The sequence below is a fragment of the Microbacterium sp. genome (assembly GCF_046295495.1).
GTDB lineage: Bacteria > Actinomycetota > Actinomycetes > Actinomycetales > Microbacteriaceae > Microbacterium.
In genome coordinates this window covers 48354-73255 of sequence record NZ_JBKBNC010000001.1, presented here as the reverse complement: position 1 = coordinate 73255, position 24902 = coordinate 48354, and the positions used below count along the sequence as shown (strand labels likewise).

Annotated in this window: 29 protein-coding genes; 12 read left to right on the top strand and 17 right to left on the bottom strand. The window is 70.9% G+C overall.

Annotated features, from left to right (window positions below; translation table 11 throughout):
• Positions 1-37 precede the first annotated feature (37 nt).
• From ACK4LS_RS00385 to ACK4LS_RS00365, 5 genes are all read right to left on the bottom strand, one after another.
• Positions 38-787, bottom strand: coding sequence for a cytochrome c biogenesis CcdA family protein (locus tag ACK4LS_RS00385; protein ID WP_409711962.1), 750 nt, complete (start codon positions 785-787; stop codon positions 38-40).
• Entirely contained in the window at positions 784-1389 is a 606-nt protein-coding gene (locus ACK4LS_RS00380; protein ID WP_409711960.1) for a TlpA family protein disulfide reductase, read from the bottom strand. Before ACK4LS_RS00380 ends, ACK4LS_RS00385 begins: the two co-directional genes overlap by 4 nt.
• Complete coding sequence (locus ACK4LS_RS00375; RefSeq protein ID WP_409711958.1) at positions 1389-2030, bottom strand: histidine phosphatase family protein; 642 nt, start codon at positions 2028-2030, stop codon at positions 1389-1391. Before ACK4LS_RS00375 ends, ACK4LS_RS00380 begins: the two co-directional genes overlap by 1 nt.
• A gap of 79 nt (positions 2031-2109) precedes the next feature.
• A complete protein-coding gene (locus ACK4LS_RS00370) occupies positions 2110-2790 on the bottom strand; it encodes a DedA family protein (protein ID WP_409711956.1) in 681 nt (226 codons plus the stop codon).
• A gap of 99 nt (positions 2791-2889) precedes the next feature.
• Positions 2890-3411 (bottom strand): DUF6264 family protein, encoded by a 522-nt coding sequence (locus ACK4LS_RS00365; protein ID WP_409712199.1) that lies wholly within the window; start codon positions 3409-3411, stop codon positions 2890-2892.
• Between the two features lie 66 nt (positions 3412-3477).
• Here ACK4LS_RS00365 and aspS point away from each other — a divergent pair, with 66 nt between their 5' ends.
• Positions 3478-4836 (top strand): aspartate--tRNA(Asn) ligase, encoded by a 1359-nt coding sequence (aspS, locus tag ACK4LS_RS00360; RefSeq protein ID WP_409711954.1) that lies wholly within the window; start codon positions 3478-3480, stop codon positions 4834-4836.
• Positions 4837-4909: 73 nt separating this feature from the next.
• On the top strand, positions 4910-5974 hold the full coding sequence (locus ACK4LS_RS00355; protein WP_409711952.1) for an ABC transporter ATP-binding protein: 1065 nt from the start codon (positions 4910-4912) through the stop codon (positions 5972-5974).
• 12 nt (positions 5975-5986) lie between these two features.
• On the opposite strand, the gene ACK4LS_RS00350 is transcribed toward ACK4LS_RS00355, so the two are convergent.
• The 6 genes from ACK4LS_RS00350 to ACK4LS_RS00325 form a co-directional block, all read right to left on the bottom strand.
• On the bottom strand, positions 5987-6289 hold the full coding sequence (locus ACK4LS_RS00350; protein ID WP_409711950.1) for a Dabb family protein: 303 nt from the start codon (positions 6287-6289) through the stop codon (positions 5987-5989).
• Positions 6286-6564, bottom strand: a complete 279-nt coding sequence (locus ACK4LS_RS00345; protein ID WP_409711948.1) for a glutaredoxin family protein — start codon at positions 6562-6564, stop codon at positions 6286-6288. The genes ACK4LS_RS00350 and ACK4LS_RS00345 overlap by 4 nt, the downstream gene beginning before the upstream one ends.
• A gap of 28 nt (positions 6565-6592) precedes the next feature.
• The gene (locus ACK4LS_RS00340) at positions 6593-6886 is read right to left on the bottom strand and encodes a rhodanese-like domain-containing protein (protein WP_409711946.1); all 294 of its coding nucleotides are present in this window, start codon (positions 6884-6886) and stop codon (positions 6593-6595) included.
• Positions 6887-6960: 74 nt separating this feature from the next.
• Positions 6961-7059, bottom strand: coding sequence for a 30S ribosomal protein bS22 (locus ACK4LS_RS00335; protein WP_003792170.1), 99 nt, complete (start codon positions 7057-7059; stop codon positions 6961-6963).
• A gap of 82 nt (positions 7060-7141) precedes the next feature.
• Positions 7142-7333 carry a helix-turn-helix domain-containing protein gene (locus ACK4LS_RS00330; RefSeq protein ID WP_103205849.1) on the bottom strand — a complete coding sequence of 64 codons (192 nt, stop codon included), beginning with the start codon at positions 7331-7333 and terminating at the stop codon, positions 7142-7144.
• A gap of 140 nt (positions 7334-7473) precedes the next feature.
• The gene (locus ACK4LS_RS00325) at positions 7474-7869 is read right to left on the bottom strand and encodes an ArsR/SmtB family transcription factor (protein WP_409711943.1); all 396 of its coding nucleotides are present in this window, start codon (positions 7867-7869) and stop codon (positions 7474-7476) included.
• A 68-nt stretch (positions 7870-7937) separates the two neighbouring features.
• Here ACK4LS_RS00325 and ACK4LS_RS00320 point away from each other — a divergent pair, with 68 nt between their 5' ends.
• Together ACK4LS_RS00320 and ACK4LS_RS00315 are read left to right on the top strand one after the other, a co-directional pair.
• On the top strand, positions 7938-9380 hold the full coding sequence (locus ACK4LS_RS00320) for a TrkH family potassium uptake protein (RefSeq protein ID WP_409711941.1): 1443 nt from the start codon (positions 7938-7940) through the stop codon (positions 9378-9380).
• Positions 9373-10044: a potassium channel family protein gene (locus ACK4LS_RS00315; RefSeq protein WP_409711939.1), complete on the top strand. Its 672-nt coding sequence runs from the start codon at positions 9373-9375 to the stop codon at positions 10042-10044. The genes ACK4LS_RS00320 and ACK4LS_RS00315 overlap by 8 nt, the downstream gene beginning before the upstream one ends.
• A gap of 22 nt (positions 10045-10066) precedes the next feature.
• Here the strand turns inward: ACK4LS_RS00315 and ACK4LS_RS00310 are convergent, their stop codons facing one another.
• Together ACK4LS_RS00310 and proC are read right to left on the bottom strand one after the other, a co-directional pair.
• A complete protein-coding gene (locus ACK4LS_RS00310) occupies positions 10067-10354 on the bottom strand; it encodes a DUF1905 domain-containing protein (protein ID WP_409711937.1) in 288 nt (95 codons plus the stop codon).
• Position 10355: 1 nt separating this feature from the next.
• Positions 10356-11201 carry a pyrroline-5-carboxylate reductase gene (proC, locus tag ACK4LS_RS00305; protein WP_409711935.1) on the bottom strand — a complete coding sequence of 282 codons (846 nt, stop codon included), beginning with the start codon at positions 11199-11201 and terminating at the stop codon, positions 10356-10358.
• Positions 11202-11322: 121 nt separating this feature from the next.
• Between proC and ACK4LS_RS00300 the strand changes: the two genes are divergently transcribed.
• Positions 11323-12435, top strand: a complete 1113-nt coding sequence (locus ACK4LS_RS00300) for an alpha/beta hydrolase (protein ID WP_409711933.1) — start codon at positions 11323-11325, stop codon at positions 12433-12435.
• A 16-nt stretch (positions 12436-12451) separates the two neighbouring features.
• Entirely contained in the window at positions 12452-13381 is a 930-nt protein-coding gene (locus ACK4LS_RS00295) for an LLM class F420-dependent oxidoreductase (protein WP_409711931.1), read from the top strand.
• A gap of 3 nt (positions 13382-13384) precedes the next feature.
• On the opposite strand, the gene tadA is transcribed toward ACK4LS_RS00295, so the two are convergent.
• Positions 13385-13819 carry a tRNA adenosine(34) deaminase TadA gene (tadA, locus tag ACK4LS_RS00290; RefSeq protein WP_409712197.1) on the bottom strand — a complete coding sequence of 145 codons (435 nt, stop codon included), beginning with the start codon at positions 13817-13819 and terminating at the stop codon, positions 13385-13387.
• An 87-nt stretch (positions 13820-13906) separates the two neighbouring features.
• Here tadA and upp point away from each other — a divergent pair, with 87 nt between their 5' ends.
• The gene (upp, locus tag ACK4LS_RS00285; RefSeq protein WP_056224019.1) at positions 13907-14539 is read left to right on the top strand and encodes a uracil phosphoribosyltransferase; all 633 of its coding nucleotides are present in this window, start codon (positions 13907-13909) and stop codon (positions 14537-14539) included.
• Between the two features lie 222 nt (positions 14540-14761).
• Here upp and ACK4LS_RS00280 read toward each other — a convergent pair whose 3' ends face one another.
• Entirely contained in the window at positions 14762-18304 is a 3543-nt protein-coding gene (locus ACK4LS_RS00280) for a TM0106 family RecB-like putative nuclease (protein ID WP_409711928.1), read from the bottom strand.
• 110 nt (positions 18305-18414) lie between these two features.
• Here ACK4LS_RS00280 and ACK4LS_RS00275 point away from each other — a divergent pair, with 110 nt between their 5' ends.
• Positions 18415-20475 carry an NAD(+) synthase gene (locus ACK4LS_RS00275; protein ID WP_409711926.1) on the top strand — a complete coding sequence of 687 codons (2061 nt, stop codon included), beginning with the start codon at positions 18415-18417 and terminating at the stop codon, positions 20473-20475.
• Positions 20476-20493: 18 nt separating this feature from the next.
• On the opposite strand, the gene ACK4LS_RS00270 is transcribed toward ACK4LS_RS00275, so the two are convergent.
• Positions 20494-20991 carry a DUF427 domain-containing protein gene (locus ACK4LS_RS00270; protein WP_409711924.1) on the bottom strand — a complete coding sequence of 166 codons (498 nt, stop codon included), beginning with the start codon at positions 20989-20991 and terminating at the stop codon, positions 20494-20496.
• A 101-nt stretch (positions 20992-21092) separates the two neighbouring features.
• On the opposite strand from ACK4LS_RS00270, the gene ACK4LS_RS00265 reads away from it, so the two are divergent.
• The 4 genes from ACK4LS_RS00265 to ACK4LS_RS00250 all read left to right on the top strand — a co-directional run bounded on the left by ACK4LS_RS00265 (position 21093) and on the right by ACK4LS_RS00250 (position 23108).
• Positions 21093-21287, top strand: a complete 195-nt coding sequence (locus ACK4LS_RS00265) for a hypothetical protein (protein ID WP_409711922.1) — start codon at positions 21093-21095, stop codon at positions 21285-21287.
• Positions 21284-21418, top strand: a complete 135-nt coding sequence (locus ACK4LS_RS00260) for a hypothetical protein (protein ID WP_409711920.1) — start codon at positions 21284-21286, stop codon at positions 21416-21418. The genes ACK4LS_RS00265 and ACK4LS_RS00260 overlap by 4 nt, the downstream gene beginning before the upstream one ends.
• Before the next feature lie 76 nt (positions 21419-21494).
• Positions 21495-22439 carry an aldo/keto reductase gene (locus ACK4LS_RS00255; RefSeq protein ID WP_409711918.1) on the top strand — a complete coding sequence of 315 codons (945 nt, stop codon included), beginning with the start codon at positions 21495-21497 and terminating at the stop codon, positions 22437-22439.
• A gap of 111 nt (positions 22440-22550) precedes the next feature.
• Entirely contained in the window at positions 22551-23108 is a 558-nt protein-coding gene (locus ACK4LS_RS00250; protein WP_409711916.1) for a nucleoside phosphorylase, read from the top strand.
• A gap of 182 nt (positions 23109-23290) precedes the next feature.
• Here the strand turns inward: ACK4LS_RS00250 and ACK4LS_RS00245 are convergent, their stop codons facing one another.
• Positions 23291-24793: an MFS transporter gene (locus ACK4LS_RS00245; protein WP_409711914.1), complete on the bottom strand. Its 1503-nt coding sequence runs from the start codon at positions 24791-24793 to the stop codon at positions 23291-23293.
• Between the last annotated feature and the right edge of the window lie 109 nt (positions 24794-24902).

The following is a 24902-nucleotide window of genomic DNA, read 5'->3' as shown; positions in this document are numbered from 1 at the left end:
TCCTCGGGCGGGACGGGAACGGTCGGGACGGGTCGGGTCAGAGCGGGAGTTGGACACTGCCGATCACCCCCTGGAGCATCGACATCCACTGGCCCCACACGCCCGTCACCATCAGCAGGCCGAGCACGATGAGCAGGCCGCCGCCGATGAGGTTGACGACCCGGATGTGCCGACGCACGAACGCCACCGACCGCGTCGCCCAGCCGAAGCCGAGCGCGAGCAGCAGGAACGGGATGCCGAGCCCGAGCGAGTACGCCAGACCCAACAGCGCCGCCCGGCCGGGGTCGCCGAGGTTGTACGACACCGAGAGGATCGCGGTGAGGGTCGGGCCGATGCACGGCGTCCACCCGATGCCGAGGGCGATGCCCAGCAGCGGCGCCCCGATGAGACCGAGGTTCCCGCGGGCCTGGAACCGCGCGGAACGCTGCGCGAGGCCGAACAGGCCGACGAACACGAGTCCCATGAGGATGATGACCACGCCCATGACGCGGGTGATCACATCGCCGTAGGCCACGAAGAACCCGCCGAGGGTGCCCCCGAGCACGTTGATCGCCATGAACACCACGGTGAACCCGGCGATGAAGAGCAGGGTGCCGCCGAGCAGACGCCCGCGGCCCGACCCGGATGCCGCACCCCCGCGCGGGGCGACGGCACCGCCGATGTAGCCGAGGTAGCCCGGCACGAGCGGCAGTACGCACGGCGAGAGGAAGGAGATGAGCCCCGCCGCCAGGGCGAGGGGGACCGCGACCCAGAGCGCGCCGTCGAAGACGAGGGCGCCCGGGTTCACGCGTTCTCCGCGACCAGCGTGCGCACGATCGCCTCGAGGATCGAGGCCTCGGGGAGCTCGCCGACGATGCGCGCGGCGACACGCCCCTGCTTGTCGAGCACGAGGGTCGTGGGGGTGGCGTTCAGGGGCGTCTTGCCGTTGAACGCGAGCTTGAGCGGGGCGTCGTTGACGGCCATGGCGCTGGAGTACGACACCCCGTGGTCGCGCGCGAACGACAGCGCGGTCGCGGGCTGGTCGTAGGTGTTGATGCCGAGGAAGGCCACGTCCTGGCCCTCGAACGTCTGGTACGCCTGCTCCAGGCGCGGCGCCTCGATGATGCACGGACCGCACGTGGCGTACCAGAAGTTCACCACGAGCACCTTGCCGGCGAAGTCGCCGCTGGACACGGGCGAGCCGTTGTCGAGGGTGCCGGCGAAGTCGACGGGTTCCCCGCGCTGGTCGGCGGGGATCTCCTGCGTCTGGAAGCCGTTCGCGGCGATGTAGCCCTTGTTGTCCCCGGCCCGGTACTGGTCGGCGAGCGGATCGGCGCTGCACGCGGCCAGCCCCACGACGAGGGTGGCGCCGGCCAGGAGCGACCCGGCGGCGGTGAGGATTCGGCGCATCACACGGCTCCTACGTCGACGGCGCCGGCGGTGGCGGCCGGCGTGGCGTACGCCACTTCCACGAAGCGCGAGCCGCCGGCGCCGTCTCGCCGTTCGAAGCTCGTCACGCTCGACAGCGCGCAGCGGCGCTTGCGGGGATCGTGGCGGGTGGGCTGGTGGGACAGGGCGAGGTGGGTCACCCAGATGGGCAGCTGGTGCGAGACGACGACGACGTCGCCCGAGGGCACGCGCTCCCAGGCCTCGTCCATCGCCGCGACCATGCGCGAGACGATCCGCTCGTACGGCTCCCCCCAGCTGGGCACGGCCGGGCGGCTCAGGTGGCGCCAGTTGAGCGGGTTCGCGAGCGCCTGCTTCATCCGGCGCCCCTCGAAGACGTTGGTCGGCTCGATCACCCGGTCGTCGATGAACGGCTCGGCGCCGAACAGCTCCGCGAACGGCTCGGCGGACTCACGGGTGCGCTGCAGCGGCGAGACGACCAGGGCCGAGACGGGACGCTCGAGCCCCCGCACGTACTCCGCCGCCTGACGCGCCATGCGACGCCCGTCGACGCTCAGACCGAATCCGGGGAGCCGACCGTAGAGCACGCGACGGGGGTTGTGAACCTCTCCGTGGCGCACGAGATGAAGGCGATCGGCGGGCACGATCTCAGTCTAGGCGCGGGTTCTGTGGGCCGACTGAGATCGGGGCGCGGTTGCCTCGACGTGGAGATAACGCCCCGGGTCAGGCGTCTTTGCGTGCCGCCATCAGCGACCGGATGCGCGAGTACAGGAACCAGGCCACCCCGATGCCGACGGCGGCGATCACGACGTACTGCAGGATCGAGGCGTACTCCTCGACGACGTGCCAGTTCTCGCCCAAGAGATATCCGGCGAGCACGAAGATCGTGTTCCAGATCAGGCTGCCCGCTCCGGTGAGCAGGCCGAAGCGCCACAGCGGCATCTTCGCCACGCCCGCCGGGATCGAGATGAGGCTGCGGAAGATCGGCACCATGCGGCCGAAGAACACCGCCTTGCCCCCGTGCCGCTCGAACCACGCGACCGTGCGGTCGACGTCCTCCGGGTGCAGCAGCGGCATCTTGGCGGCGAACGACCGCAGCCGTCCGGCCCCCAGCCAGCGGCCGAGGCCGTAGAGCGCGAACGCGCCGACCACGGAGCCGAGGGTGGTCCACAGCAGCGCCTCGAAGAGCGTGAACGAACCGCGACTGGCGGTGAGGCCCGCCATGGGCAGGACGACCTCGCTGGGCAGCGGCGGGAAGAGGTTCTCGAGCGCGATGGCGACGCCGGCCCCCACCGGCCCGATGATCTCCATGAGCGACACGGTCCAGTCGGCGAGCGACGTCAGCCAGGACTGATCGCCCCCCGACGACGCGCGGGGGACGAGCAAGAGGGTGGTGTCGGTCATCGGGTGCCTTCGCGCTCGGTGATCGGCCGCCCGTCCGGGCGCCCTCCCTCAGGCTACGGCCCGGTCAGGCGCCGATCCTGGGGGTTGGCCCCGAGCGGTTCAGGATGCCGACACCCCGGCGCCGACGAAGGCGGCGGCGACGAACCACACGGCGATCATCAGAACGATCGCCACGAGCGGCACCCAGAACGCCACCCGGTGGCGCACTAGACGAACGATCGACACGACGACCCCGAGGACGAGGACCACCCACGGGGCGATGACCGCGAGCCAGAACCCGATGTTCATCAGATCGGTGTCGCACGCCTGCGCTCCGCAGGCGTCGGCGGCGAACGCGAGCAGCATCCCGGCGTACGTCGCGGCGAGCGCCGCGAAGGGCAGCAGCATCAGCAGCACGATCGACAGGACGAGGTCCCACCCGCGCCGGGCTCGGCGCGGGTTCTCGGGCCGCAGGAAGCGGTACGACTCCGGGGGGAGGGAGTAGGTCACGACCGTCATCCTAGAGACGCGGCGCCGTGAAGTGGCGTCGACGGCCTGCGCCTCTTCATCCGGGCCGTGTCGTCGCGCCGGCCGTCCACGCCCGACGGTCCGCTCCTCCCTCTCGCGTCGGTTCCTCGACACTCGGCGGAGCACGCCCGTCGTCCCGGCTTCGGCGGCGCGCTGCCCCCGCACGTAGACTTGTCGATCGTGAGCGAACGCGTCCTGGTCAACCAGCTGAAATCCCTCCCCGCCGGCCCCGTCGAGGTGTCGGGATGGGTCGAGACCGTCCGCGATCAGAAGAAGGTGCAGTTCGTCGTCCTGCGCGATGAGACCGGCGCCGTCCAGCTGGTGAACCCGGCGACGCGCCCGTCGGACCCTTCGGCGGACTCCGGCACCACGGAGCCTCAGGATGCCGCCGCCCTGGCGCTGACGGAAACGATCGGCGCCCTCGCGACGGGGACGTTCCTGACCGTGCGCGGCGAGCTGAAGCACGACGAGCGCGTCAAGCTCGGCGGCGTGGAGGTCAAGGTCGGCGAGCTCGTCATCGCCGCCGCGGCGAACCCGGAGACGCCGATCGCGGCCGACAGCAGCCCCGACAAGCGCATGGACTGGCGCTTCATCGACCTTCGCCAGCGCCGCAACAACCTCATCTTCCGCGTGCAGACCACGCTCGAGCACGCGATGCGCACCTATTGGGTGGAGCGCGACTACATCGAGGTGCACTCCCCCAAGCTCATGGCATCCCCCTCGGAGTCCAACGCCGAGCTGTTCGAGGTGCCCTACTTCGAAGACAAGACCGCCTACCTCGCGCAGAGCCCGCAGTTCTTCAAGCAGATGGCGCAGGTCGCCGGCTTCGGCAAGATCTTCGAGATCGCCCCTGCCTTCCGCGCCGACCCCTCGTTCACGAGCCGGCACGCCACCGAGTTCACCTCGATCGACGCCGAGATCAGCTGGATCGAGTCGCACGAAGACGTCGCCCGGATGCAGGAGGAATTGCTGCAGGCGGCGTTCCAGGCGGTGGCCGACAAGCACGGCGACGAGATCCGCGACCTGTTCGGCGTCGAGGTGCAGGTGCCCACGCTTCCGTTCCCGCGCATCCCGCTCGCCGAGGCCCGCGAGATCGTCGCGGCCCGCGGCTACGACATCCCCCGCACCGACGGCGACCTCGACCCCGAGGGCGAGCGTCAGATCGCCGCGCACGTGCAGGAGACTCTCGGTCACCAGTTCGTCTTCATCACCGACTACCACCCCGAGATCCGCGCTTTCTACCACATGCGCGACGAGGAAACCGGGCTGACCAAGTCGTACGACCTGCTCTTCAACGGCGTCGAGATCACCACGGGCGCACAGCGCGAGCACCGCGTCGAGGTGCTGGTGGAGCAGGCGAAGGAGAAGGGCCTCGACCCCGAGCACCTCGACTTCTACCTCGACTTCTTCCGCTTCGGCGCTCCCCCGCACGGTGGTTTCGGCATGGGCCTGGCGCGCGTGCTGATGCTCCTGCTCGGCGAGTCCTCGATCCGCGAGGTCACGTACCTCTTCCGCGGTCCCACCCGCCTCGCCCCGTAAGGTTCGAGCGAGCGACGCCCGGGGTTCACCCCCCGGGCGTCCCTGCGTCATCCCGGGCGCCTACCGTGTGGTCATGGTCGCCGTCACCCCCATGGATACGTCGGCCTCCGGGGCGCCGCGCCCGTCGGGCTGGACGATCACTCTCCGTGGCGTGCGCCGTGAGCGCGCCGGCGCCGTCGTGCTCGCCGATGTCGACCTCGACGCCGAGCCCGGCGGCATCGTGGCGCTCGTCGGCCCGTCGGGATGCGGGGCATCGACCCTGCTGCGGCTTGTGACCGGCGCCGAGCGGCCGGATGCCGGGACCGTGACGATCGAGGGGCGCACGGGGCCGGCGGCCCCCCGCGTCATCGAGGTGCGCGACCGCGCACCGGTCGCCCGCTTCGGCCGAGCGCGGGCCGCGATCCTCGCGGCCGCCCGTCATTCGGGTGTCGTCGACCCCGAGGCGGAGACGGATCGCCTGTGCGAACTGGTCGGACTCGCTCTCTCGCACAAGAGCGTGCATCGCCTCTCCCACGGCGACCGGCAGAGGTGGGCGCTGGCCCGCGCACTGGCGACACGGCCGCGCGCCCTCGTGCTCGACGACGCCCTCGCCGCCCTGCACACGACCGCCCGCGCCGAGACACGCGACCGTCTCGTGAAAGAGCTGCGCGAGCGCGGTGTCACCACGCTGTGGGCGACGCGCGACACCGCCGAAGCCGCAGCCGTCGCCGACCACCTCGTCGTGATGGATCAGGGCCGCATCGTGGCCGCGGGCTCGCCCGACGAGGTCTACGCGCGCGTGGCCGACGCGGCCGTGGCCGAGGTGCTCGGTCCCGTCAGCGCGGTGCCGGGGATCGTCGAAGGTGTGGTCGTGGAGGTGTGGGGCCAGGAGCTGCCGCTCGCCGGTGCAGCCCACGATGGGCACTGCGACGTGGTCGTCCGCCCGGAGAACGTGCTCCTGGTGGGTCCGGACGCCCCCGGCGTCGACGCCGTGGTGGAGGAGACGATCTTCCTCGGCAGCGTTCGCCGCTCCACGGTGCGCACGAGTGACGGCAGCCGGGTGGTCGTCGAGCACGCCCCCGACCAGCGGGTGGACGATCGCGACGCGGTTCGCATCGCTCTCGCGGCCGTTCCCGCCACGGTCCGCCCGATCGGCTGAGGCGCCGGCGACTCAGAAGGGGTAGTCGACGCTGGAGCGATCGGCGACGACCGAACGCACGAAGGCCGCGGCCTCCTGGTGCGCGGGATGCACCTGGTAGCGCTCGAGGGCCTCGACGTCGGCGAACTCGCTGATCAGCGCCACGTCCCAGTTCGACTGCGGGTAGGCGACGTTGCGCCCGACCTCGAGGTGGGCGATGTCGTCGATGACCTCGCGCAGCGCCAGCAGCCGCTCGGCGATCTGCTCCGCGTGGAGGGCTCGCGTGTCGGCGTCGTCTGCCGCGAGCTTCCAGAGGACGATGTGACGGATGCTCACGCGGAGGCTCCTTCGGGGTCGGCCGCCAGGAGCGCGGCGCGGAGTCGGTCGGCTGACACGCGCCAGTGCGCGTGGAGGTCCCCGTCGATGAGAACGACCGGGATCTTCTCCCACCATGCGGCGTAGAGCTCGGCGTCGTCGGCGATCGAGGCGTGCTCGATGCTCACGCGATCGGCGATGTCGGCGGGAAGGTCATCGACCACCGTCTCGACGATCTGCTCAGCCACGTCGCACAGATGGCAGTCGGGTTTGCCGATCAGCGTGAGGGTCGTCACCCCTCCATCCTAGGAGCCGACGAGGGGCTCAGGACTCGACGTCGTACCCCGCGGCGATCCAGTCGCCCGTACCGCCCTCGACGTTCGTGGCGTCGTGGCCGCGGGCCGAGAGGGCCTCGACCACGCGCGCCGAGCGTCCGCCGACCTGGCAGATGACGTCAAAGGGTTCGCTCGGCAGGTCGTCGAGGTGCTCGCCGATCGTGGACATCGGCAGATTCACGGCGCCGGGGACGTGCCCGGCGGCGAACTCGTGCTCCTCGCGCACGTCGATGAGCGGACGCTCACGCCCCGCGTGCAGATCGTGGACGGAGATGGACTGCATGCTTTCCTCCGGAGAAGACGAACGGATACACGAAGCGCCCGTCGCATCGGACAGGCGCTCGGTGTGGTGGCCGCTTACTTCTTGTTGCGGCGCTGGTGACGAGTCTTGCGAAGCAGCTTGCGGTGCTTCTTCTTCGCCATGCGCTTACGGCGCTTCTTGATGACAGAACCCACGGAAAACCTCACTAAGTCGGGGTCTGGGTGCCGATGTCGGCCCCCGGGAACGGCAGGCGTTGAAAAAAAGCCTCGGATCAGTCTAACCGACGTCGGACACCGGTCGCTGCACGGCGTCCGCGACGGCTGACTCCGGCACGCGATAGCTGCGTCCGAAGCGGACGGCGGGCAGCTCGCCGGCGTGCACGAGACGGTAGACCGTCATCTTCGACACGCGCATGAGTTCGGCGACCTCGGCGACCGTCAAGAACCGCACGTCCGGCAGCTCGGCCATCGCTCACCCCTCGTTCCGGGTGAACTCACCCTCCTGATGCTGACCACACTCTAGGGTCTGGGTGCGACGGCTGTAAACCTATGGGCAACCTGTGACGCAAGTGCAACGTGGATGCCGTGATTCCGCGGCATCCGCGCCCGTCACCGCCCGGGGAATCTGCGCAACGCGGTCGAGAACGAGTGCTTCACGGAGGCGGCGGCCCGGCCGACCACCTCTGCCGCGTGCACCGCGGACTCGGGAAGGGCCGGCTCGTTCTCCTCGTCGATGGAGAAGAACGGAACGAGCCAGTCGTCGACCTCGTCGAGAGGCGCCACGGCGAGGCTGTAGTACCGGTGCTGCCCCTCTTCGCGCACCGAGACCAGCTCGGCCTCGCGCAGAACTTTGAGGTGCTTCGACACCGTCGGTTGACTCACCCCGAGAGCGGCCACGATCTGCGAGACGCTCGTGCCCCGCTCGCCGCCCGTCGCTCGATCGAGGAGCAGCTGAAGGATGTCGCGACGCGTTCCGTCAGCGATCACGTCGAAGATGTCCGCCATGGCATCAGATTAGCGGCGGCCCGGCCCGAGTACCATGATTCGGGTTCGAGCATCGAAGGGAGCGGCGCATGGCGGCGACGCCGAACGAAGCTCGACGGACGGTGCGATTACGTCGCATCGCCTTCGAGGCATGGGATCGTCTGCGCAACCTGACGACGGCCTCGCCCGCGCGATTCGCGGTCCTGGTCTTCGTCACGCTCATCCTGCTGTTCACGGCCCTCTTCTCCCTGCCCGCCGCGTCGGCGACCGGGGAACGCATCCCTTTCGCCGATGCGCTGTTCACGGCCGTGTCGACCATCTGCGTCACCGGACTCTCGACGGTCAACATGTACTCGGACTGGTCTCCGCTGGGGCGCGTGATCACCTACATCGGTGTCAACGTCGGCGCTCTCGGCGTGCTGACCCTGGCATCCATCCTCGGTCTGGTCATCTCGAAGCGCCTCGGTCTGCGGGCCAAGCTCATCGCCGCGGGCGACAGCAACCCCCTGCGCGCGCACGGCGGCCCCGTGAACGAGGGTCAGACGGTGCGTCTCGGCGAGGTCGGCCAGCTGTTGCGCACCGTGGCACTGTCGACGCTCGTGATCGAGGCCGGTCTCACGGTGCTCATCTACCCGTCGCTCGTGATCGGCGGCATCCATCCCCTCGTCGCCCTGTGGGAGGCGCCCTACTACGCGGCAATGGCGTTCACCAATACCGGCTTCGTCCCCAACGCCGACGGGCTCACGCCGTTCGCCCAGGACTACTTCCTCCTCACGGTCCTGATGCTGGGCGTGTTCCTCGGATCCATCGGCTTCCCGGTGATCTTCACGCTCTGGCGGCACTACTGGCGGTTCCGCCAGTGGTCGCTGCACGCGAAGCTCACGATCATCACCACGGTCGTGCTGTTCTTCGCCGGAGCGGGGGTCATTCTCCTTCTGGAATACGACAACCCCCTCACATTCGGCAGCATGGATGCCTGGGACACGACGTTCCAGGCGTTCTTCCTCTCCGCCATGACGCGCTCGGGCGGATTCAGCGTCATCGAGATCGGCGATCTGAACGGCGCCACGCTCATCGTCGGATCGATGCTGATGTTCGTGGGCGGGGGCTCGGCGTCCACCGCGGGCGGCATCAAGGTCACCACGCTCGCCGTGCTCGCCCTCGCGGTCTTCTCGGAGGCGAAGGGGCGCCCCTCGGTGCAGGCGTTCGGACGCCGGATCCCCAGCGACGTGCAGCGCGTCGCGCTCTCGGTGGTGGCGTGGGGAGCCACCATCGTCGCCGTCTCGACGGTGACCATCAGTCGCATCACCGATGCGCCGATCGAGTACGTGCTCTTCGACGTGGTCTCGGGCTTCGCGACCGTGGGCCTCTCGACCGGGCTCACCGCCGAACTCCCCGACCCCGCGGTGTACGTCATGGCGGCCACGATGTTCATGGGTCGCATTGGTACAGTGACACTCGCCGCGGCCGTGGCGGCGTCGTCCCGGTCGCAGTTGTACGCGCTCCCCGTGGAAAGGCCCATCGTTGGTTGAACGCATCCGCAGTGACGCCCCCGTCCTGGTCATCGGCCTCGGGCGGTTCGGCGCGGCCTGCGCGGGCGAGCTCGACCGTCTCGACCGCGAGGTGCTCGCCGTCGACGGCAACCTCGAGCTCGTGCAGAAGTGGTCGGAGCGCGTCACGCACGCCGTCCAGGCCGACGCCCGCAACATCGACGCCCTGCGCCAGATCGGCGCCCAGGACTTCCAGGTGGCGGTCGTGGCCGTGGGCTCTCTCATCGAGGCATCGGTGCTGATCACGGCCAACCTCGTCGACCTGAAGGTGCCCCAGATCTGGGCCAAGGCGGTCTCGCAGTCGCACGGCAAGATCCTCGCCCGCGTGGGCGCCAACCACGTGATCTACCCCGAGGCCGAGGCCGGCGAGCGCGTCGCCCACCTCGTCAGCGGCCGGATGCTCGACTTCATCCGCTTCGACGACGACTTCGTCCTCGCAAAGATGTACCCGCCCAAGCTCGTCCGCGGCGTCGGCCTGAACGAGTCGGGCGTGCGCTCGAAGTACAACGTCACGGTGGTCGGAGTGAAGAGCCCCGGCCGGGCCTTCCGCTACGCGGAGGCGAACACCGTGGTCACCAACCACGACCTCATCATCGTCTCGGGCACCAACTCCGACATCGAGCGCTTCGCCGCCCTCGACCGCTGACGACCGCCCCTCCGCCGCCCGGTCAGGCGTCGATCTCGAGCACGACCTCGACGTCGTCGTCGACGCCGACGCCCTCGGCATCCTGCAGCGCCTTCTTGACGGGCACGATGTAGCCGCCGTCCTTGGGCCAGAGCGAGGTGGTCACGGTCGTGCGGCCGATGGTGACGGATGCCGGGATCATGCCCCATCCGTAGGTGACGACGGGCGCGACCTCGCCGATCATCGACGCCTCCGCGGGTGGCACGGTGACGAAGTGGTACGGCGCGGGACCCCGCCAGTACCAGACCGATCCCGAGAAGCGCAGGCGCATGTCAGCTCCCGGCGGCCAGCTCTTTCGCGCGCACCAGGGCCGCCTCGGCGGCCTCGGTGAAGGTGTCGTCGAGACCGGCCCGCTGCAACACGGCGACCGCCCGCTCGGTCGTGCCCTTGGGGCTCGTGACGCGGCGACGCAGCTCGGCGGGGTCGACGTCGGAGGCGTCCATCAGCGTCGTCGCGCCGATGAACGTCTGCTCGGCGAGGAGCCGGGCCTGGTCGTCGTCGAAGCCCATGCGCACGGCCGCCTTCGTGAACTCCTCGACGAGCAGGAAGACGTAGGCGGGGCCGGAACCCGAGATCGTCGAGAGCGCGTCGATCTGGGCCTCGGGCACCTCGAGCACCGCGCCGACGGTCTCGAACAGGGCGCGCACGACGGTCACGTCGTCGGCCGAGGCGGCGGGTCCGGCCGCGAGCCCCGTCACGCCCTTACCGACGAGGGAGGGGGTGTTGGGCATCGACCGAAGTGTCGCCACGCCCTCGCCGAGGTGGAGCGCGAAGGTGTCAAGGGTCACGCCGGCGGCGAGGCTCACCACGATCGCCCCCGGACGCAGGTGCGGCGCGATCTCGGTGAGCAGGTCGGGCACCATCGCGGGCTTGACGCCGACCAGGACGAGGTCGGCCGACGCCACCGCGCGGGTGTTGCCGCTCGGATCGGCCTCCAGCGCGACGCTGGTGACCCCATCGAGGTCGGCGAGCTCGGCGGCCTTCGCGATCGAGCGGTTCGTGGCCGTCACTCCCCCGCCGGTGAGGCCCGCAGCGACGAGACCACGCAGGATGGCCCCTCCCATCGAGCCCGCACCGAGGATCGCGATCGGGGGCAGGGAGGTGATGGCATCCGTCATGCCTCCCAGTCTACGAACCGGCCCGTCGCGCGGGGGAAGCCTGAGTGCGTGCCGAAGGGGCGCGCGTTAGAGTCGGAAAGCGGTGTACCGCGGCACCGGTGAGCGACACGGAGGACCTGCTATGACTCTCTTCGACGGCATCAGCGCGCGCCTGGTCGAGACCGACCGGCTGGGTGTCAACGTGCTCGAGCGAGTCGGCGACGACCCCGCGACGACGCCCGATCACACCGTGGTCTTCGTGCACGGGAACGTGTCGTCGTCGCTGTTCTGGCAGGAGATCATGCAGGACCTGCCGAGCGAGCTGCGCGTGCTCGCGGTCGACCTGCGCGGCTTCGGGCGCACCGAGCACTCGCCCATCGACGCCACCCGCGGCGTGCGGGACTTCAGCGACGACCTGTTCGCGACCCTGCAGGCCCTCGGCATCCCGGAGGCGCACCTCGTGGGCTGGTCGATGGGAGGCGGCGTCGTGATGCAGTACGCGCTCGACCACCCGGTGCGCTCCCTCACCCTGCAGGCGCCCGTCTCGCCGTACGGCTTCGGCGGCACGCGGCGCGACGGTTCGCGCCTGAACGACGAAGACGCCGGCACCGGAGCGGGAGGCGCCAACCCCGACTTCGTGCAGCGCCTCATCGACCACGACCCCAGCGCCGACGCCCCGACCTCACCGCGATCGGTGTTCCGCTCGGGCTACGTCGCGCCGGGGTACGAGAGCGAGCACGAAGACGTCTGGGTCGAGTCGATGCTCACCACCTCGACCGCCGGCGGCAACTACCCCGGCGACGCCGTCACGACGGACACCTGGCCCGGGTTCGCGCCCGGAACCACCGGGGTGCTCAACACGATGGCCCCGCGGTACTTCGACGTCTCCGGCATCGTCGAGCTCTCGCCGAAGCCGCCCATCCTGTGGATCCACGGCACCGCCGATGCCATCGTGTCCGACGCCTCGTTCTACGACCTCAACCACCTCGGCGCGCTCGGGGTGGTGCCGGGGTGGCCCGGCGCCGAGCTCGCTCCGGCCCAGCCGATGGTGTCTCAGACGCGCGACGTGCTCGCCGCGTACGCCGAGAAGGGCGGGGAGGTGACCGAGGTCGCGATCGACGGCGCCGGTCACTCCGTGCACCTCGAACGCCCCGCGGAGTTCCGCCGCGCGCTCCTCACGCACATCGGTTACGTCGGCCGCCCGGCCGACCCCGCCCCGCCCACCGAGGCGATCATCCTGCGCTCGGCCGACTGAGAACGATCGGAACCCCGTGGAGTACTGCCTGTTCACCGAGCCCCAGCAGGGCTTCTCGTACGACGACCAGCTCGCCTTCGCGCAGTCGGCCGAGCGGCACGGCCTCGACGGGTTCTTCCGCTCCGACCACTACCTGCGCATGGGTGAGGGCGATCCGCGCCCCGGCCCCACGGACGCGTGGACGACGCTGGCCGGCCTCGCGCGCGAGACCTCCCGCATCCGCCTCGGGACGCTGGTGTCGTCGGTGACTTACCGCGTTCCCTCGATCCTCGCGATCCAGGTGGCGCAGGTCGATGCGATGTCGAGTGGCCGCGCCGAGCTCGGCCTCGGCACGGGGTGGTTCGAACGCGAGCACGAGGCCTACGGCATCCCGTTCCCGCCGAAGCGCTTCGACCTCCTCGAGGAGCAGCTGCAGATCGTGACCGGCCTCTGGGCGACCCCGGATGCCGAGACCTTCACGTTCCAGGGAGAGCATCACCGCCTCGACGCGGCGCCGGCCCTGCCGAAGCCCGTTCAGTCGCACGTGCCGGTCATCGTCGGGGGCGGGGGGCCCAAGCGCACCCCGGCGCTCGCGGCACGCTACGCGACCGAGTTCAACATCGGATTCGTCGCCGAAGACGTCGTCGCCGAGAAGTTCGCCGTCGTCCGGGCCGCGTGCGAGGCCATCGACCGCGACCCCGCCACTCTGAAGCTCTCGGTGGCCCTGCCCACGATCGTCGGGCGGGACGACGCCGAGATCGAGCGCCGTGCGGCGGCCATCGGGCGGACCCGCTCCGAGTTCGACGACGGTGCCAACATCGTCGGCACCCCGGAGCAGGTCGCGGAGAAGGTCGAGCGTCTCCGGGCGCTGGGTGCGGAGCGCGTGTACTTCCAGCTCATGGACCTGCGCGACGTCGAACACGCCGACCTCGTGGGCGCCGAGGTGCTGCCGCTGCTGCCGCGGTGAGGCTCAGTCGCGACGGTCCGCGAAGAACGCACGCAGCTGCACGGCGGCCTCGGCTTCGGCGACGCCGCCCACGACCTCGACCCGGTGGGGCAGACGACGGTCGCGCAGAACGTCGTACATCGAACCGGCGGCACCGGCTTTGGCATCCCACGATCCGAACACCACGCGGGGCACGCGTGCCTGCAGGATCGCCCCCGCGCACATGAGGCACGGTTCGAGGGTCACCACGAGGGTGCAGCCGGCGAGGTGCCACGACCCGATGCGGGATGCCGCTTCGCGTAGCGCCACGACCTCGGCGTGCGCCGTGGGGTCTCCCGTGATCTCGCGGAGGTTGCGCCCCTCGCCGATCACCCGCCCCTCGGCGTCGATCACGACGGCCCCGACCGGGACGTCGCCGTCGGACGCGGCCCCCTCGGCCAGCGCGAGGGCCCGGCGCATCGCGCTGAGGTCGCGATCGGTGGGGGTCACGGGAGCTCCGGAGAACGTGGGCTGAGGCGCGCGGGGGAAGAGGTTAGCCTTGAGCCTATGCGTGTCCACGTCGCCGATCACCCGCTCATCACCCACAAGCTCACGGTGCTGCGAGACGTGCAGACGTCGTCGCCGGTGTTCCGGCAGCTGACGGAGGAGCTCGTGACGCTCCTCGCTTACGAGGCCACGCGCAACGTGCGCGTCGACCCGATCGAGATCCAGACACCCGTCACCACGACGATGGGCGTCAAGATCAGCGAGCCGCGGCCCATCGTCGTCCCGATCCTGCGCGCGGGTCTCGGCATGCTCGAGGGAATGGTCAAGCTCCTCCCCACCGCCGAGGTCGGCTTCCTCGGCATGGTGCGCGACGAGGAGACCTTCGAGCCCACCACCTACGCCGAGCGTCTGCCCGACGACCTCAGCGACCGTCAGTGCTTCGTTCTCGACCCGATGCTCGCCACGGGCGGATCGCTCGGGGCGGCGATCAATTTCCTCTTCGCGCGCGGCGCTCAGGACGTGACCGCGATCTGCCTGCTCGGCGCACCCGAGGGCGTCGCCGCCATCGAGAAGCAGGTCGAGGGCCACGACGTGACGCTCGTGCTCGGCGCCGTCGACGAGCGCCTGAACGAGAAGGGCTACATCGTGCCCGGCCTCGGTGACGCGGGCGACCGCCTGTACGGCACAGCCTGACACGGCGCGACACGGCACGGCGCGGCGCGATAAGGCGCGGCCGCCGAGGGCGGCGGTTCGGCGGCCCTCCTGCGTCGGCGGGGAGGTTGCCGGCCCTTCACGAGGTGCGCCCCGAAGCGGTGGAGGGAGCGGTCACTCACCGCCCGGACGCCGGGGTGCGCTCCGACGCCGTCGGCCGGCCGGGACGAGACCCGAACCCACCGCCGGGGAGGGCGATCCGCCTCACCGACTGCCGGCGACCAGACGTGCGAAGGCGCTGAGTCGGGCGACACCCTCGGGCGTGCGGGGCAGATCGTCGAGGAGCGCCGGTGAGTACACGACGTACGCCGCCTGAAGGGCGCGCGAGATCGCGACGTTGATGCGGTTGCGCAGGAGCAGGAACTCCAAGCCGCGGGGTGCCTCGCGCCCGGACGAGGCCGCCAGGGTGAGGATCGCGACCACGGCTTCCTTCCCCTGGAACCGGTCGACGGTGCCGACGGGGACGTCGGCGTAGCCGGCGGCGGCCAGCGCCTCTTCGACTGCGACCTGCTGCGCGTTGTACGGCGTGATGACGATGATGTCGTCGGGCCGCAGCGGGCGGGGCTCCCGGACCGTCGCGGTCTCGCCCGCTCCCCCTTCGGCGCCGATCCATTCACGGCCGACCAGCCCCTCGACGAGACGGGCGACCGCGTCGGCCTCCTCGGTGGAGAAGGTGGCGTTGCCGCGGTGGCGCACGGGCACGACGTGGACCCCGGGTTCGACGCCGTCCAGGCGTCGGAGCATCGTCGAGGGGTGGGCGGCCAGGCGTCCCTCGTACGACAGTCGCGACACGGGACCGGCGACCGCCGGGTGCATGCGCCGCGTGCGGGCGAGGAAGTACCCCAGGTCAGGTGGCACGACCTCGGCGCCGTCGATGATCCACCCGAGGGCGGAGGTGTCGACCGGCTCGGGGTGGGTGCCCTGGCTGACCTGCGGCAGCTGCTGGGGGTCGCCGAGCAGCAGCAGACGACTCGATGCCAGCGAGACGGCGATGGTCGATGCGAGCGAGAACTGCCCCGCCTCGTCGACCACGAGCAGGTCGAGACTCCCGCGGGGGATGCGCGCCTCGTGGCTGAAGTCCCACGCGGTTCCGCCCACGACGAACCCGTGCGCGGCGTTCTCGGCGGTGAACGCCGCGACGCCGTTCTTGGGCAGCACCGTGAAGGCGTGCGGTCGGCTCGGGTCTTTGGGGGCTTTCCCGACCCGGGATGCGGGCACGCCCGCGGCGATGACCTGATCGAGCATGTGCTCGATGGTGGCGTGCGACTGCGCGACCACGCCGATGCGGTAGCCCCGTTCGGCCACCAGGCGCGCGATGACATGCGACCCCACGTAGGTCTTCCCCGTTCCGGGGGGACCCTGCACCGCGAGGTAGCTCCGGTCGAGGTCGGCGACGCTGCGGGCGATCGCCGTCACCTCGTCGTCGCCGGGGGCGCCGTCGACCGCGGTGACCGGCGCGAGCGCGCCCGATCGCGTTCGCGGGGGCACCCGACGGAGGATGTCGGCGGCGGCGCCGTCGGGGAGGCCGGGAGCGGCCGCGAGCACGGCGTCGGCCCACGCGTCGATCGCCTTCTGCTGGTTGCCCGCACGCGGAGGCGCGGGGGGTGTGAGGGCGAGCGGAAGCTCCTCCCAGGTGACGCCGTCGGCGGCGATCTCCTCCACGATCGCCCCGTCGTCGAGCACCTCGCGCACGGTCGCGCGGCGGGCTCCATGGATCCACCGCGGCCGCGTCTCGAGGGGGAAGGGCGCCGGCAGGTCGTAGACCGCGAAGGGGTCGGCATCCACGCTCAGGCGTGTGCCGGGGGCGAGCTCCCCGCGGAGTTCGACGAGGCGGCGTTCGGAACCCCGCCCCGACTCGGCGATGTGCCAGTCCGCGACCACGCGGGAGCGGGCGCCATCGACGACGAGGACGTCTCTGGTCTCTTCCCAGACCGAGACGGGCTCGCGCAGGCGCAGGAAGTGGGTCGCCCAGTAGGTCTTCTCTTCGCGCGGGTAGTAGTCGATCGCGGCGGCTGCCAGCCGGAGCGCCGTGGCATCGGGCTCGGCCGCATCGGCCGCCCACCGCTGGAGGGCCGTCGCCCGCGGAGACGGCTCGTACGCCTGCTCGTCAGGCTCGGCTCCCCGGGCCGGAACGGCTCCCGACTCGCGCGCACGGTCGACGAGCCAGTCGCGCAGCCGGCGCGTGGACACGCAGTCGTAGCGGTTGTAGTCGGCCAGGTCGTCGAGCACCCGCTGAGCCGCCGCCGTGTCGCCGTCGGCGGCGAGCGCCCGCGCCTCGACGTACTTCACGATGGAGTCGTCACCGCGCTGCACGTCGCTCGTGCGCACCTCGTCGCCCATGTAGAGCGGCTCGAGCTTCTTGATGGAGTACGACCGCGACCCCACGCGCAGAGCGCGGCGCACGACCGGGTAGAGGTCGACGAAGACGCCGTCGCGCAGCAGCCGGTCGACGTCGGCCTCCCGCACCCCATAGCGCGCGGCCATCGTGAGCAGGTGCGTCGGCTCGTAGGGGGCGTAGTGGTAGATGTGCATGCCGGGGTACTGCGTCCGGCGCAGCGCGACCATGTCGAGGAACCTCTCGAGGGCCACTCGTTCCTCGTCGAAGGTGTGGGCCCAGAGCGCGCCGTACGTCTCTCGCGAATCGACCCACCCGAAGAGGTAGTCGATGCCCCAGTGCTCGCCGACGCCCTCGGTGTAGAGCGGATCGCCCTCGAAGTCGAAGAACAGATCGCCATGGTCGGGACGGGGCAGCACGCCGAGCGACTTCGGAGCGACGACCTCGAACAGGGGCACCGCGTGAGCGGGCGCGGTGTCGCTCGGCACGCCCGCGGGGCTCTCGAGCTGCAGGCGCGCCTGCGTGCGCAACGAGGCGAACGTGTCGGCGCTCATCGCGGGAGGGACGTCGGTCGCCGCCACCAGGGCGTCGATCGTCTCGATGCCGGCGGCACGCAGGCGATCGCGCTGCACCGGCCGCATACCGGCGACGAGCAGGAGGTCGCGGTGGGCGACGACCTCGATCTCGCAGGTGGCGCACCGACCGCAGGCGATGACGTCGAGTTCGCCGCGCGCATCGCCCCAGGCGATGGTCGGACCCGCCGCGCCGAGCTCCACCCGGCGGTCGGCGATGAGGGCGCGCAGCCGGTCGCGTCGCAGACCGAAGACCGGCAGGAGGTCGTCGACGCGGTGGGTGCTCGTGGTGCCGTCGCCCAGGAGCAGCTGAACCTCGCCGGAGCGGGGGACCCCGAGCAGATCGAGCTGGTCGACATAGGCCGCGAGCTGCATGAGGGCGGTGACCCGCGCGCGACGCGCGAGTTTGGTGTCCTGCACGATCCACGGGCGCGTTCCGTCGGATCGGGGCACGGACTCGCGCACGAGGAAGTCGGCGAATCCGACGAACTCGTCGGTCGCGAACGCCGCCTGGTAGACCACCTCGGCGGAGGGATCGGCCAGAGCCGCGTCGGTGAGGCGCACGGCCTCGCCCAGCGCCGCGGCGTCCGACGAGCGCGCCGCGGGGATCTCGCGTACGGCGTCGCCGAGGCGCGCGCGGAGATCGTCGAGCACGCGCAATTCGTGCGCGGTACCGAGGCGAGCGGCGCGCTCGAGCGTCGCGTCTTCGGGGTCGTCGACGGGGGCGACCCGGCCGATCTTCGCGTCGATCGCGCGCAGCCACGCGAATTCGCACTCGGCCGCCGCCTTGAGGTCGCTGGCGCTCCAGACGATCCGCCCGTCTTGCTCGATGTACCGCATGGTGTCCCACGCTAATCGGGACCACCGACATCGGTCGTCCGGCATCCACAGCGCGGGCGAAACGCCTCCGCGACGGGCGCGGTGTCGGAGGGGCCTGCCAGACTGGACGGGTGATCACCGACCTGCCGTTCGAGAGCGTCTACCGGCACGGGTTCGCGCGCGTGGCGGCGTGCACCATCCCCGTCGCGATCGCCGACCCCGTCGCCAACGCCGAGGCCGTGCTCGCCGCGGCTCGCGCCTGCCACGACGAGGGGGTCGCCGTGGCCGTCTTCCCCGAGCTGTGCCTCACGGGGTACGCCATCGACGACCTGGTGATGCAGGACCCCGTGCTCGACGCCGCCGAGGCGGCCGTGGCGCGGCTGGTCGCGGCATCCGCGGAGCTTCTCCCCGTGCTGGTCGTGGGGGCGCCCCTGCGCCACGGCAGCCGGCTGTTCAACTGCGCGGTCGTCATCCATCGAGGTCGCGTGCTGGGTGTCGCACCGAAGGCCTACCTGCCCACCTACCGCGAGTTCTACGAGCACCGGTGGTACGCGCGGGGCGACGACCAGGTCGGGCAGCACATCGCGGTGGCCGGTGAGACGGTGCCGTTCGGTCCCGACCTCCTCTTCGCCGCGGTCGACGTCCCGGGCCTCACACTCCACGCGGAGGTGTGCGAAGACGTCTGGGTGCCGATCCCCCCCTCCTCCGGAGCGGCACTGGCCGGGGCGACGGTTCTGGCGAACCTGTCGGGCAGCCCCATCACGATCGGACGCGCCGACGACCGCAACCTCCTGTCGCAGTCGCAGTCGATGCGGTGTATCGCCGCCTACGTCTACGCCGCGGCGGGGCAGGGCGAGTCCACCAACGACGTGTCGTGGGACGGCCAGACCATGATCTACGAGGGCGGTCAGCTGCTCGCCACGACCGAGCGCTTCCCGGACGGCCCCCGGTGCAGCGTCGCCGACGTCGATCTCGATCGCCTGCGTCAGGACCGCCTGCGGCAGGGAACCTTCGACGACAACCGGCGCACGGTGGGCCCGGTGTTCCGCACCGTTCACTTCGAGCTCGCGCCACCCGCGGCCGACATCGGTCTGCGCCGCGCGCTCGACCGCTTCCCCTTCGTGCCCGACGATCCGACCCGCCTTGCCCAGGACTGCTACGAGGCGTTCAACATCCAGGTGTCGGGCCTCGTGCAGCGTCTCGAGGCGATCGGCCGGCCGAAGCCCGTGCTCGGCGTGAGCGGGGGCCTCGACTCCACCCACGCCCTCCTCGTGATCGCCCGCGCGATGGACAGGATGGGGCGCCCGCGCAGCGACATCCTCACCTACACGCTTCCCGGGTTCGCGACCAGCGACCGGACCAAGCGCAACGCGATCGCCCTCGCCGAGGCGATCGGGGCCACCATCGAGGAGATCGACATCCGGCCCGCCGCGTCCGAGATGCTCTCGCGCATGGGGCACCCCTTCGCCGCCGGTGAGCCGGTGCACGACGTGACGTTCGAGAACGTGCAGGCGGGGCTCCGCACCGACTACCTGTTCCGCCTCGCGAACATGAACGGCGGCATCGTCGTGGGCACGGGCGACCTGTCCGAGATCGCCCTCGGCTGGTCGACCTACGGCGTGGGCGACCAGATGAGCCACTACTCGGTCAATCCGGGGGTGCCGAAGACCCTGATCCAGCACGTGATCCGGTGGGTCATCGGTTCCGGAGAACTCAGCGCAGAGACCGTCGAGGTGCTGCGGGCGGTGCTCGACACCGAGATCAGCCCCGAACTCGTCCCCGCGGGTCAGGACGGACGGATGCAGTCGACGGAAGACCGCATCGGCCCGTACAACCTCCACGATTTCACGCTCTACCACGTGCTGCGTTTCGGGTTCCGCCCGTCGAAGATCGCCTTCCTCGCGGCCAAAGCGTGGCACGATCCGGATGCCGGGTCGTGGCCTCCCGGCTATCCCGAGGGCGAGCGCCCGGCGTACGACCTGGAAACCGTGGCGAAGTGGCTCGAGGTGTTCCTGCAGCGGTTCTTCGGCTTCGCGCAGTTCAAGCGCACCGCCATCCCGAACGGCCCGAAGGTCTCCCCCGCGGGGTCGCTCTCACCGCGGGGCGACTGGCGTGCTCCGTCCGACGGCACGGCGCGGGCCTGGCTCGCGGAGCTCCACGCCGCCGTGCCGCAGGCTTTCGCCGCCGACTGACACGCCCGCCGGGCGGCGCTACCAGCCCATCGAGCCGGGGATGCCCTTGAAGGGACCGGCCAGATCGCTCGTGACCCACCCCCCGTAGAAGCCGCCCGGCTGGGGTTCGACGGTCTCGCCCCCGAGGACGCAGCGGTCCATGGGGCCGGCGTACACGGCGACGCGATCCTCGAGGATCTCGTAGCCCGGCATCGGGTGCGGGTAGTTCCACGCGGCGCGGGGAGCGACGGCATCCCCGCCCCCGTGCACGTCGAAGTACCGCGCCCCGCCCTTGAACTCGCAGAACGACGCCCCCTCCCCCAACGTGAGGAAGTCGCCGAACGCGGCGATGGGCAGGTAGTAGACGGGTGGGTGGCTGGTCTCGAGCACGCGCACGACGTCGTCGGTGTCGGCGATGCGCACGCCGCCGAAGTCGATCTGCGCGCGTTTGCGCACGTGCTCCACTCGGGGTGGTCGCGGGTAGTCCCACACGGACTCCTGGCCGGGGCGGACGGGGGCGGGAATGGGACGCACCATGCGCATACGCTACGCCGAGGTGGGCCCGCAAGGGACCGTTCCCGGCATTCCGGCTCAGGCGAGGCGTGGGTTTTGGGTAGCCTGGAACGGAAGGGGGCAGCGTGACCGATCAGAAGACGTCGAGCGCCGGGCGGTACCGTGCGTACCAGGTCGGCGGCATCGTGGTCGCCGTGCTGTTCCTCGCCCTCGGCGTCGCGGCGTTCGTCGCCGGTGGCGGACCCGTCATCGCCGCCATCGCCGTCATCGGAGGTCTCGCTGTGCTCACCGTCTCGATCCTCATGATGGTGCGCTCGTGAGCGTCCCCGGCAGCCCCGACGGCAAGAAGAAGTACCCGGCCGGAACGGTCGTCATCTGGATCGCGGGCGCAGGCATCGGCCTGTGGCTGCTGATCAGCGGCCTCGTCGGCATCCTCTCCGGCGGCAGCTGAACCGGCGCGTCGCGGGAATGCCCGCGGGCGCGAACGGTTGTCCTGGAGGTCAACGGACCTCTGACGAAAGGGCATCATGACGCGTATCGGACGCAGCGACCTCGACATCCTCCCCCTCGCGCTCGGCGGAAACGTCTTCGGTTGGACCGCCGACCGCGACACGTCCTTCGCGGTTCTCGACGCGTTCCGCGACGGCGGCGGTGATTTCATCGACACTGCCGACGGCTACAGCGCCTGGGTTCCCGGCAACTCGGGCGGTGAGAGCGAGACGCTCATCGGCGAATGGCTCGCCTCCCGCAAGCCGCGCGACGTCGTCGTCGCGACCAAGGTGAGCACCCACCCCGAGTTCCGAGGGCTGCGCGCCGCCAACATCCGCGCCGCGGCCGAGGCATCGGTGAAGCGCCTCGGCATCGACACGATCGATCTCTACTACGCCCACTTCGACGACGCCGACACGCCGCTCGAAGAGACCGTGTCCGCGTTCGCCGACCTCGTGTCGGACGGGCTGGTGCGCTACGTCGCGGTGTCCAACTACACCGCTGCGCGGATCCGCGAGTGGATCTCGCTCGCCGAGGCGGCCGGCGCCGATCTGCCCGTGGCCGTCCAGCCCCACTACAACCTCGTCCACCGCGCGGAGGTGGAGCAGGAGATCGTGCCGGTGGCCGACCAGTACGGCATGTCGCTGGTGCCCTACTACGCGCTGGCGAGCGGTTTCCTCACGGGCAAGTACCGCTCGACGGATGCCGCGGGCGATTCCCCCCGCGCGGAGGGTGCCGCAAAGCTCGCCACGCCCGCCGGTCTCGCCCTCATCGACGCCCTCGAGGAGGTCGGTGAGGCCCACGGTGCCTCGATCGCCACGACCGCACTCGCCTGGCTGCGTGCGCAGCCGACGGTCGCGGCGCCCATCGCCAGCGCCTCGAAGGTCTCGCAGGTCGCCGACCTGCTCGCCAGCGCCTCGCTGGAGCTGACGCCCGACGAGATCGCGCGTCTGACCTCGGCCTCGGAGCCCGCGCAGGGCTGACCGCGCGACATCCGCGTCCGCGGGCCGGGCTCCGTCGTCGCGGGGTCCGGCCCGTTCCGTGTCCGCGTCGACGTGCACGGAGCGCGCCCCGACCCGGGCGAGAATGGTGGGGTGAAACTCCTGGTCGCCGCCCACGCATCCGAACTCGTCGCGTTCGAGGACGACATCCCCGGCTTCGAGCGGGTGCTCACCGGCGTCGGCAAGATCCCCGCCGCCTACGCCCTCACGCGTGCGCTCTGCGGAGGCACCTATGACGAGATCGTGGTCGTCGGCACCGCCGGCGCCATCGACGACGAGCTCGAGGGTGGGATCTACGACATCGCCGCGGCGATCCAGCACGACGCGAAGGGCCTCGATGGCACCTTCGGCGAACACGTGGAGCTCCCCTCGCGCGTGGAGACCGGGGTCGAGGGCCGCATCATCGCGACCGGCGACCACTTCGTCGACGACGCCGAGGCGGTGCGGTTGATCCGAGGTCTCGGTGCGCAGCTGGTCGACATGGAGAGCTACGCGCTGATCTGGGTCGCCCAGCAGTTCGGCATCCCGATCCGTGTGCTGCGCGCCGTCTCGGACCGCGCGCAGGACGGTGCGACGGAGCTGTGGGACGTCGTCGTCGAGCGATGCAGCCACGAGCTGCGCGCCGAGTTCCGCGCGCGCTACGGGGTCTGACCGGGCCGCCGCCGCGGCGCGAGCCGGCGACCGCGCGCCGCATCCCCAGGCGCGTTCGGGGCTACGGCCCCAGGATTCGAGGAACCGACGTCACGTGCGGGCCGGCAGGGCGGACCCCGTTCGCGGGGTGGTCGACGCGGAGGACATCCGGCAGCTGAGGATGGGAGGCGCAGCGGCCCGACTCACGGCGTCTGCGATCCCGAACGCGCTCGTCCCGCCAGGTCGGCGACGCCCACGATCAGGGCGAGCCCGAGGAAGACGCCGACCGTGATCATGCCCGACGCGTACGCGTCGTGGTACAGCACGGCCGGGTCGTCGACGGTCGCCTGCTCGCGGTACACCGTGGCGTAGAAGAGGGCGAGCGCGATGGCCGTGCCCACGGCCGTGCCGATGCGCTGACCCAGCTGTCCGACGGATCCGGCGACACCCCCGCTTCGCACGGGGATGTCGGCGAGCGTCAACGTCTGGTTGGGCGAGATGACGAGACCGCCGGCGAACCCGCCGACGACCATGACCCCGGCCATCACCCACGGCGTCCACTCGGGGGCGGTGAAGAGGGCCGCGAGCACGAGGCCGCCGGCGGTCGCCACCATGCCGAGGATCCCCCACACCACCAGGGGGCGCCCGAGGCGTGTCACGAGATTGCCGCCGATCCACGAACTCCACGCCGAAGCGACCGCGAAACCGATCGTGACCATCCCGGCGAAGACCGGCTCCAGCCCCAGTCCGCCCTGCAGGAACAGGGTGCCGAGCAGGAACATCGCCGGCACCGCCGAGAAGTAGGCGGTCGAGATCAGCACCCCGTTGCGATACGACGACAGCGAGAAGATCGAGAACGGCATCAGCGGCATCCGTCCACGGTCGGCGTACCGGCGCTCCCAGAACACGAAGGCGGCGGCGAAGACCACGGAGACCACGAGCAGCCACCAGCGGTTCGGATCGTCGTCGGGGTTGCCGGTAGTGAAGAGGAAAGGCCACATCAGAGCAAGGATCGTCAGGGCGAACAGCAGAACGCCCACGGGGTCGAGGTCGAGACGCCGACGCGACTTCTCGCGGGTGTTCGGCAGCAGCCACGCCGCGAGGGCGATCACGACGGCGACGAGCGGGATGTTGATCCAGAAGATCAGGCGCCAGCCGTCGGTGTCGCCGCCGAGGGCGATCAGCAGTCCGCCCAGGGTGGGCCCGAAAGCCGTGGCGATACCGATCGTCGCACCGAACAGGCCGAAGGCGCGTCCGCGCTCCTTGCCCTGGAACAACTGCTGCACCAGACCCAGTACCTGCGGCATCTGGATGCCGGCGGCCACGCCCTGCAGCAGCCGCGCCGCGAGCAGCACGGTGGTGTTGGGGGCGAGAGCGCACGCGAGGCTGGTGACGAGGAACAGCGACAACCCGACGAGGAAGAGCACGCGACGCGAGCGCAGGTCGCCGAGCCGCCCCGCGGGCACGAGGACGAGGCCGAAGGTGAGGATGTACCCCGAGACGACGAGCTGCAGCTCGGTGGGCCCCGCCCCGAGCGCCTGCTCGATCGACGGCAGGGCGACGTTGACCTTCGTGAGGTCGAGGATGGTCAGCGCAGCCACGGACACGGCGACCCAGTAGGCCCGCCACCGGTGTTTCGGCGACAAGACGATGTCGCGGGTGGCGGGGTGGGCGGCGTCGGCGGACGCGGGCGGGTGATCAGACATCGCGTGCGACGCTACTCCGGGCCTCGGACACCATGGCCGGGCTTGCGTGGTGCGGCTGAGCGGCTACCGGCGCAGCGGCCGGTCAAGCACCGGCTTCACGCGCCGCGTC

What these genes read in the sequence shown, in the direction of transcription:
- ACK4LS_RS00380 (WP_409711960.1), bottom strand. Translation starts at nt 1,389, where the DNA reads ATGCGCCGAATCCTCACCGCCGCCGGGTCGCTCCTGGCCGGCGCCACC.
- ACK4LS_RS00370 (WP_409711956.1), bottom strand. Translation starts at nt 2,790, where the DNA reads ATGACCGACACCACCCTCTTGCTCGTCCCCCGCGCGTCGTCGGGGGGC.
- ACK4LS_RS00355 (WP_409711952.1), top strand. Translation starts at nt 4,910, where the DNA reads ATGGTCGCCGTCACCCCCATGGATACGTCGGCCTCCGGGGCGCCGCGC.
- ACK4LS_RS00340 (WP_409711946.1), bottom strand. Translation starts at nt 6,886, where the DNA reads ATGCAGTCCATCTCCGTCCACGATCTGCACGCGGGGCGTGAGCGTCCG.
- ACK4LS_RS00330 (WP_103205849.1), bottom strand. Translation starts at nt 7,333, where the DNA reads ATGGCCGAGCTGCCGGACGTGCGGTTCTTGACGGTCGCCGAGGTCGCC.
- ACK4LS_RS00325 (WP_409711943.1), bottom strand. Translation starts at nt 7,869, where the DNA reads ATGGCGGACATCTTCGACGTGATCGCTGACGGAACGCGTCGCGACATC.
- ACK4LS_RS00320 (WP_409711941.1), top strand. Translation starts at nt 7,938, where the DNA reads ATGGCGGCGACGCCGAACGAAGCTCGACGGACGGTGCGATTACGTCGC.
- ACK4LS_RS00310 (WP_409711937.1), bottom strand. Translation starts at nt 10,354, where the DNA reads ATGCGCCTGCGCTTCTCGGGATCGGTCTGGTACTGGCGGGGTCCCGCG.
- proC (WP_409711935.1), bottom strand. Translation starts at nt 11,201, where the DNA reads ATGACGGATGCCATCACCTCCCTGCCCCCGATCGCGATCCTCGGTGCG.
- ACK4LS_RS00300 (WP_409711933.1), top strand. Translation starts at nt 11,323, where the DNA reads ATGACTCTCTTCGACGGCATCAGCGCGCGCCTGGTCGAGACCGACCGG.
- tadA (WP_409712197.1), bottom strand. Translation starts at nt 13,819, where the DNA reads ATGCGCCGGGCCCTCGCGCTGGCCGAGGGGGCCGCGTCCGACGGCGAC.
- upp (WP_056224019.1), top strand. Translation starts at nt 13,907, where the DNA reads ATGCGTGTCCACGTCGCCGATCACCCGCTCATCACCCACAAGCTCACG.
- ACK4LS_RS00280 (WP_409711928.1), bottom strand. Translation starts at nt 18,304, where the DNA reads ATGCGGTACATCGAGCAAGACGGGCGGATCGTCTGGAGCGCCAGCGAC.
- ACK4LS_RS00270 (WP_409711924.1), bottom strand. Translation starts at nt 20,991, where the DNA reads ATGGTGCGTCCCATTCCCGCCCCCGTCCGCCCCGGCCAGGAGTCCGTG.
- ACK4LS_RS00255 (WP_409711918.1), top strand. Translation starts at nt 21,495, where the DNA reads ATGACGCGTATCGGACGCAGCGACCTCGACATCCTCCCCCTCGCGCTC.
- ACK4LS_RS00245 (WP_409711914.1), bottom strand. Translation starts at nt 24,793, where the DNA reads ATGTCTGATCACCCGCCCGCGTCCGCCGACGCCGCCCACCCCGCCACC.